At 41.9% G+C, this 7,441-nt stretch carries 8 protein-coding genes; 4 read left to right on the top strand and 4 right to left on the bottom strand.

Going from position 1 to position 7,441, the window contains the following annotated elements; genetic code table 11:
* The 3 genes from PX484_RS14215 to nusB form a co-directional block, all read left to right on the top strand.
* A partial coding sequence (locus PX484_RS14215) for a HemJ family protein (protein ID WP_288104355.1) occupies positions 1-400 on the top strand: 400 nt, incomplete at its 5' end.
* 280 nt (positions 401-680) lie between these two features.
* Positions 681-2,144 carry a DNA phosphorothioation system restriction enzyme gene (locus PX484_RS14210; RefSeq protein WP_287670792.1) on the top strand — a complete coding sequence of 488 codons (1,464 nt, stop codon included), beginning with the start codon at positions 681-683 and terminating at the stop codon, positions 2,142-2,144.
* Between the two features lie 137 nt (positions 2,145-2,281).
* Positions 2,282-2,935: a transcription antitermination factor NusB gene (gene nusB / locus PX484_RS14205; protein WP_002801220.1), complete on the top strand. Its 654-nt coding sequence runs from the start codon at positions 2,282-2,284 to the stop codon at positions 2,933-2,935.
* An 18-nt stretch (positions 2,936-2,953) separates the two neighbouring features.
* On the opposite strand, the gene PX484_RS14200 is transcribed toward nusB, so the two are convergent.
* Both PX484_RS14200 and gloA read right to left on the bottom strand, forming a co-directional pair.
* Positions 2,954-3,427 carry a CYTH domain-containing protein gene (locus PX484_RS14200; protein WP_002801218.1) on the bottom strand — a complete coding sequence of 158 codons (474 nt, stop codon included), beginning with the start codon at positions 3,425-3,427 and terminating at the stop codon, positions 2,954-2,956.
* Between the two features lie 10 nt (positions 3,428-3,437).
* Positions 3,438-3,848: a lactoylglutathione lyase gene (gene gloA / locus PX484_RS14195; protein ID WP_002801217.1), complete on the bottom strand. Its 411-nt coding sequence runs from the start codon at positions 3,846-3,848 to the stop codon at positions 3,438-3,440.
* Between the two features lie 415 nt (positions 3,849-4,263).
* Here gloA and PX484_RS14190 point away from each other — a divergent pair, with 415 nt between their 5' ends.
* Positions 4,264-5,415, top strand: a complete 1,152-nt coding sequence (locus tag PX484_RS14190) for a PulJ/GspJ family protein (RefSeq protein ID WP_353853236.1) — start codon at positions 4,264-4,266, stop codon at positions 5,413-5,415.
* A gap of 75 nt (positions 5,416-5,490) precedes the next feature.
* Here the strand turns inward: PX484_RS14190 and trpE are convergent, their stop codons facing one another.
* Both trpE and psaD read right to left on the bottom strand, forming a co-directional pair.
* Positions 5,491-7,011, bottom strand: a complete 1,521-nt coding sequence (gene trpE, locus PX484_RS14185; RefSeq protein WP_043997743.1) for an anthranilate synthase component I — start codon at positions 7,009-7,011, stop codon at positions 5,491-5,493.
* Between the two features lie 335 nt (positions 7,012-7,346).
* Positions 7,347-7,441 (bottom strand): photosystem I reaction center subunit II (gene psaD / locus PX484_RS14180; protein WP_288104357.1); only part of this gene is annotated, 95 nt, incomplete at its 5' end.

Here is a 7,441-nt window from a genome sequence, read left to right as displayed (position 1 = left end):
TGGGATGATTGTCACCGTGGCCATGGCGATCGGTTTAATCTCCACAGAACCAGAAATTTTAAAATCGGGATGGTTACATATTAAATTATCCTTTGTGGCTCTTTTACTGCTCTATCATTTCTACTGTGGTCGCATCATGAAGAAGCTAGAAAAAGGGGAATGTAATTGGACGGGACAGCAATTTCGGGCCTTAAATGAAGCACCAACCCTGTTATTGGTAGTTATTGTCCTTTTGGCAGTATTTAAGAATCAATTACCCCTCGATTTGACCACTTGGTTAATTGTAGCTTTAGTGGTATTAATGGCAGTGACAATCCAACTTTATGCTAAAAAACGTCGCCAAGATCAAGAAAAACTTCGGCAAAATACTCTCCAAAAAGAAGAAGTAGCGACCATGTAAATTATCCTAATCATTCCCTAGGTTTCTAGGATAACAGTTAAGAGTGGTTTGATAGCTGTGGGATGGTCTTTTTAGTCCATCCCAATTATATAGGGAGCAACCTTTAGCTTTTAGATTTTTGGCTTTTTGCTACTTTTGAGCTTATACAAAAACTATTTATAATACTGTGATGAACTGCCAAGCTATGGATTGTTTATCGCTGCTCCTGACTCCCTTCTCCTGTCTCCTGTCTCCTGTGTCCTAACCCTAACAACAATTTTTGATTTTTACAAGAGGTCCTATGAATAGTTGCTGGATAGATTGGGAAAAAATAACTAGAGATTTTCTGAGTTCTCGCAAGCTCAAGCAAGTGGCTGAATTGCGAGGATTCTATCGAGTTAATCCCTCTGGTATTCCTAGAATTCCCCCCGATTTGGAATTGAGAGACTACCAAAATACAGCGATTATCAGTTGGTTTCGTAATCGGGGACGAGGAACTTTAAAAATGGCCACCGGCAGCGGTAAAACTATTACTGCTTTAGCTATTGCCATGGAACTTTACCAAGCGATAGAACTGCAAGTATTATTAGTAATTTGCCCCTATCGTCACCTAGTCAATCAATGGCAACGAGAAGCGGAAAAATTTAATCTTAAACCGATTTTAGCCTACGAAAGTGTCCATACATGGCAAAGTCAACTAGCCACAGAATTATATAATGTGCAAGCGGGTAATCAAAAATTTGTCACTATTTTAACTACTAACTCAACTTTTATTAGCGAGGGTTTTCAATCACAAATAAAATTTTTTCCCGATAAAACTTTAATCGTTGGTGATGAAGCACATAATTTAGGTTCCCCCCGATTAGAGGAATTATTACCCCGTTCTTTAGGTCTAAGATTGGCTTTATCCGCCACTCCTGAAAGATATTTTGATGAGGAAGGAACTGACGCTATTCTTGAATATTTTGGACAAATTCTACAACCAGAATTTACCCTAGCTGATGCTATTAGTAAAGGAGCTTTAGTTAATTATTTTTATTATCCAGTCTTGGTTGAATTAACCGATGCTGAGGCTTTATTATACGCAAAATTAACCCAAAGAATTGGCTGGACTTTGCAGAAAAATAGTAATTTAAACGGTAATGAAAATTTAACAGCATTGCTAATGCAAAGATCGCGATTAATTGGTTCAGCAAGTAATAAATTACAGGCTTTACAACAACTGATGCAAGAGCGTTTAGACACGGATCATACTTTATTTTATTGTGGGGATGGTTATGTAGAAAATTATACTGCTAATTATCGTCGTCAGGTAGAGGCAGTTACTCATTTATTGGGCAATCAATTAGGTTATCGAGTTGCTACCTACACCGCAGAAACTTCCCTAGAAGAACGAGAAAAAATTCGCCAACAATTTGAGGAGGGTTATCTACAAGGATTAGTGGCAATTAGATGTTTAGATGAAGGAGTAGATCTGCCATCAATTCAAAACGCAGTCATTCTGGCTAGTAGTGGTAATCCTCGACAATTTATTCAGCGTCGCGGGCGAATATTGCGCCCCCATCCCGATAAAAAACAGGCCACTTTATTTGATATGATCGTTATGCCACCGACCTTAGATCGAGAAACCTGGGAAGTAGAAAGGAATTTATTACGCAAGGAATTAAAACGCTTTCTAGAGTTTGCTCAATTAGCCATTAATGCTGAAGAAGCTGAGACTAAATTAGGGGAGATTCAAGATAGATATTGTCTTTTGTCTAATTAAAAGTTAAAAATTCATATTTTTGAAGCTTTTATGCTAGAATAGAAGTTAGTCAAAAATTGATCGCCGAGAAAAATCAACCCAACCGAATAGCGATCGATAAAGTTGTATAATTTTCTTTCCTCTACTTCTAAACTTCTATGCCTCCCCGTCAACAACCCCGCCGCATTGCTCGAGAACTTGCCCTTTTGAGTTTAAGTCAGATTAAAGGTAATCCTGAAAACCTGGAACAGCAAACTTTAAACGATTTAATTTTAGTCGCAGTTAGAACCTTAACCGTCGAAATTCAAGAAACCTTAGAAACTGCCGCTGCTGAAATTAGTCGTGGTAATGAAAGGATTCTCGCTAGTGATACTAAGGCGACAAATATAAAAAGCGCCCAAACCATGGTAAAAGAAGCAATTTCTCTTACTCACAATGCCATTAATCGTTTAGGAACCGTGATAGATTTTCCCGAAATTGTCCAGTTATCTAGTCAGTACGAAGTGCGGGAATATGCCCTAGAATTAATCGGTACAGTCTATCGTCGTCGTGCGGAAATCGAACAGGAATTAACCGGCGCTTTAGTGGATTGGCAACTGCATCGTTTACCAAGAATCGATCGGGATATCCTGCAAATTGCCGTGGCAGAAATGCTCTATCTCGATATACCTCAAAAAGTAGCGATTAATGAAGCAATCGAATTAGCAAAACGTTATTCTGATGATGAAGGTTATCGTTTTATTAATGGCGTTCTCCGACGGGTAACGAATAAGCTAAACGAATCAGAAAAAGCCGTATCTACCCAGAGTTAAACTGGTAGGAAATTAATACTACAATGACCACATTTTATAGGGAAATTTCTGTAAATTGATATTGTAGTATCGCTCATCTCCCGTGACTTCTTCGCCGATCCAATCGGGAATAGTAATGACTTGCTCCTCTTGTTCTAACTCAATTTCAGCCATAATCAGTCCTTGATTATCTCCCAAAAATTCATCAACTTCCCAAGTAAAATTATCCAGAGAAATGCGATGACGAATCTTTTCGACTAAAGGTTTTTTACAGAGGTTTTCTAACATGAGTGCCGCATCTTCTAGGGGAATTGCATACTCGAATTCCTGACGACTAATGCCCTCAGTCTTGCCTTTAATGGTTAAATAACCCCGATCTCCAACTACACGAACTCGCACAGTTGTCAATCCATCTTGGGTAGGAATATATCCCTGACGATACAACTTGCCCGCAGCCAGCGATCGCCAGTGATCCCCTTTAACCAGAAACTTCCGTTCAATTTCAACAGTCATAGGTTTTTGATTAAGCCGTAACCACGGCAGCCCCCTGGGTTCCTAGTTGAATTAACTCGATCTTGTAGCCATTAGGATCTTCCACGAAAGCAATCACCGTAGAACCGTGTTTCATCGGGCCTGGTTCCCTAGTGACATTGCCACCAAGAGCTTTAATTTTCTCACAGGTGCTATAGATATCATCCACGCCTAGGGCAATATGACCGTAAGCATTACCGACCTCATAGCGATCGACTCCCCAATTATAGGTCAGTTCGATGACAGCATGATTAGCCTCATCGCCATAACCGACGAAAGCGAGAGTAAATTGACCATTGGGATAGTCTTTCTGGCGCAATAACTTCATTCCTAGCACATCGCAGTAAAATTGTAGAGATTCCTGCAAGTTATTGACCCGGAGCATGGTGTGTAAGAGACGCATGATTATTTTTAGATGACATTGATCGAAAAATTACTCATCCTTGATTGTAACCAGTCCTTGAGCCTTCTTATCTCCTTCAGGGTCAACAATTATACTAATACAAGTGTACGAAACTCACCTGTAAAATCACTTACTCCCAAAAGCGATTAATAGCTGTGAACAAAATCAACTCTCTGGCAACGCCTAAATCACTATCTAGAAGATTTTCTTGGTCTATCCTGTAGTTAGTGGTGAAGTTGATTAAGTCAAGACAGTCTTGAGCGCGAGTTTTCTAGGGGAATTGTCAAGGCAGTAGGTAGTAGTAAATTTTCAGTGGTTTCCGAAAACACCTTTTGACTTGACTGACCGATAGTTTAAGAAAATCTGCGTGACTGCAATAAATGTCAAATATTTAGGGGAGTACAGAACAAAGAAATTGGCACGGGTTAAAGCTATGCGTTCTTATTTAGGCTACATCAATTACCTAGGCCGTTTACCAAAAAAATCCGCCTGGTTGGTTCGACAAGCAGGTTTCACGATAACAGAAGTTTTACTGGCAAGTTCCATGATGGTGATTGTCATCTCGGTGGCGGGAATTGGTGTGATTAACTTGCTCAGAAGTGACTATCGAGCTAATGCCGATAGTGAAATCCAAAATAATCTTAATCGTACTCTAGAGTTTGTTTCAGATGAAGTGAGACGGGCAAAAATTATCCCTGATTCTGAAGCTGCGATCATGACGGATAAACTACCCGAAGGAGCGCGAGCAGTTCTTGCTTTCCAAATTCTTAATCCCAGCAATCCAGGTCAGTTCCTCCCCAACCAGCTCGTTTACTATACCACCTCCCCAGGCCCTGAAAGTAGCTTGACCGGTCCGCGAATCTTGTGGCGCTATGGTCCGAACTTGGACGCTAATGGCAACTACATCACCCCCGCAGATGTTGCTACTTGGATAAGTTCCCCCGTCACCGATAGGTTAGCAGCACCAGCACCGGCTCCTGATGGCATCTGTCCTGAGGATTTTAACCTAATCGCCGTCAATCCTAACCCTGTTGTGGACGGTTTTTATGCCTGTGTTCGCGCGGGTGGTAATCAAGTGATTTTGAATGCCAACGCTGAGGTAAATCTGACTACTGGAGATACCGATAAAGTTGACTACTCTGTCAGCACCAGAGTTTCCCCCAGAGCTACCTGTGAAATATTTTGCCTCGTACCCCCCCCAGGGAGTACCAACCCAACTCTACCCATTGTTACCATGCCGGCAAATGTTACAGCTAAAGTTATTCAAGGAAATTGTGCATCCTGTACTGTTGCTACTATAGGCCCCCCCAACGGTACGGGGACTGTTCGGCAAAAAGGAGCTATGGGTTCCACTGTTCAGGCAGATGCTGGAGATGGCATTAGGATTGACGTGAATGATCTACTGTCTAATTTCTCTTGGACACCTCCATATCAAGTAGATGTATATACCTCTGATAGCAGCGATTCACCCAGAAATCTTGATAATAACCAAGTTTTATTCGTGTTTACGACTACAACGACTGTACCAAACTCCTATCAGGTTTTAGTAACTATTACCCCTCGCTAAACTTATGGCCATAAGCTGGAACCTTGAGGTTATCCCCCTTAGTTAACCCCTTAACTAGATCCTAGGCTAAAAAGCCTAACTTAAACAGCGAATTGCCTCCAATAAACCCCTGGCTTTGTTGAGGGTTTCTTCATACTCTTTCTCTGGCTCAGAATCAGCGACTAACCCTGCTCCCGCTTGCACAGAAACCAGATAATTTTGATTACCCTGGGGACGAACAATCATAGTGCGAATCGTGATGGCACTATTTAACTGTCCCTCGAAATCGTAGTAACCATAAACCCCTGAATAGGGACCGCGACGACAGGGTTCTAATTCATGAATAATTTCCATGGCGCGAATTTTCGGGGCCCCACTGACGGTTCCCGCCGGAAAACAAGCTTTTAATAAATCCCAAGCAGTTTTATCGGTTGCTAAATCCCCGACCACATTACTAACAATGTGCATAACGTGGGAATAACGTTCAATTATCATTAATTCGTCCACTTTGACCGTACCTCGATCGCACACCCGGCCTAGATCATTTCTCCCCAAATCCACTAACATAATATGCTCGGCAATTTCTTTGGGATCTTGCAATAAATCCGTTGCTAAAGCTTGATCTTCACTGAAGTTTTGTCCCCGGCGACGGGTTCCAGCAATTGGTCTGACAGTGGCCCTTATTTTACCTAATTCATCCCGTTCTGCCTTAACCATCACTTCAGGACTAGAGCCAATAATCTGCCAATCCTTAAAGTTATAAAAAGCCATGTAGGGAGAAGGATTAATCAGACGCAGGGAACGATATAAATCGAAAGGATGACCCTGATAATTGGCATTTAAACGCTGGGAAATAACCACCTGAAAAATATCCCCCGCTTTGATGTAATCCTTGGCTTTTAGGACGTTTTGACAGAATTCTTCCTGAGTTGTATTGCTTTCATAGACTAATTCTTTCCCGTGACCAACCGGTAATAATTCAAGGGTTTTGGCATTAGTTGGTAGGGGTAATCGTAACTTCAGAACTAACTGGGTCACTCGATCGCAGGCCGCTTGATAAGCAGCCGCTAAATCGGGATTTTTACCCCGGATATCGGCATAAGCGATCGCCCAGATTTTCCGTTTAACTTGATCGAAAATAATTAGATTATCCACCTGCATCCAAATACCATCCGGTAGATCGCCATCGGTAGCGGGATAAATAGGCACTCGCGGTTCGATCCAATTAATTAATTCATAACCCCAAAAACCAAATAAACCCCCTATTCCGGCGGGTAATTGCGGCAATTTAACCGGTACGATCGGGGCTAAACATTGGGTTAAAATCTCGAAAGGATCCCCCGAAAAAATCTCTTGAGAACCATCGCGAAAAGTTTGGGTAGTGGTGTTTCCCCGCGCTTCTAATACCCAGACGGGATCGCCTCCTAAAAAGCTGTAGCGTCCCAAGGTTTCGCCCCCTTCCACCGACTCTAATAAAAAATTGTAGGCTTGATCGGCACAAATTTTATACCAGGCCGAAACGGGCGTTTCTAGGTCAGCGATCCATTCTTGATAGACAGGAATAAAGTTACCTTGACCAGCGAGTTGACGAAAGCGATCGAAGTCGGGGAAGATCATATTTTGATGGTTCAGGAAACGGAAGGAATTATGAATTATGAATTATAAATTATGAATTATCAAGGAGTGGGGGAGTGGGGGAATGGGGAAGTGGGGAAGTTGTCTCATCACCCTAACACCCTAACACCCTAACACCCCCCGCAACGCGCACGCAGTGACCATCCTATCTCCTGAATACTGACTCGTGACTCCTAACCCCACGAAAAACTTTTTGCCGCAAACCCTAACTAGCAATTGATTGCCGATTGCTATAAGAGAAATCGAGAGTCAGAAGTTAAATCTTGGGGCTAAATAGCTTCTAAATCTAACTCCCCACTCTCGATTTTAGGGATTATTTATGCTTCGTAGGGAGTGACACCAGAGAACTTAATTGTCGCCGGTTCCGGGTTTTTGCCGATATTGCGGTCTTTTTTGCCGAAAAATTCACGAC

This window comes from Microcystis sp. M49636_WE2 (assembly GCF_030065375.1).
GTDB lineage: Bacteria > Cyanobacteriota > Cyanobacteriia > Cyanobacteriales > Microcystaceae > Microcystis > Microcystis aeruginosa_C.
This window is presented reverse-complemented; position numbering and strand designations above follow the sequence as displayed.

Excerpts from the sequence above, each read along its gene's own strand:
- PX484_RS14210 (WP_287670792.1), top strand. The coding sequence starts at position 681 with ATGAATAGTTGCTGGATAGATTGGGAAAAAATAACTAGAGATTTTCTG.
- PX484_RS14200 (WP_002801218.1), bottom strand. The coding sequence starts at position 3,427 with ATGACTGTTGAAATTGAACGGAAGTTTCTGGTTAAAGGGGATCACTGG.
- gloA (WP_002801217.1), bottom strand. The coding sequence starts at position 3,848 with ATGCGTCTCTTACACACCATGCTCCGGGTCAATAACTTGCAGGAATCT.
- trpE (WP_043997743.1), bottom strand. The coding sequence starts at position 7,011 with ATGATCTTCCCCGACTTCGATCGCTTTCGTCAACTCGCTGGTCAAGGT.
- nusB (WP_002801220.1), top strand. The coding sequence starts at position 2,282 with ATGCCTCCCCGTCAACAACCCCGCCGCATTGCTCGAGAACTTGCCCTT.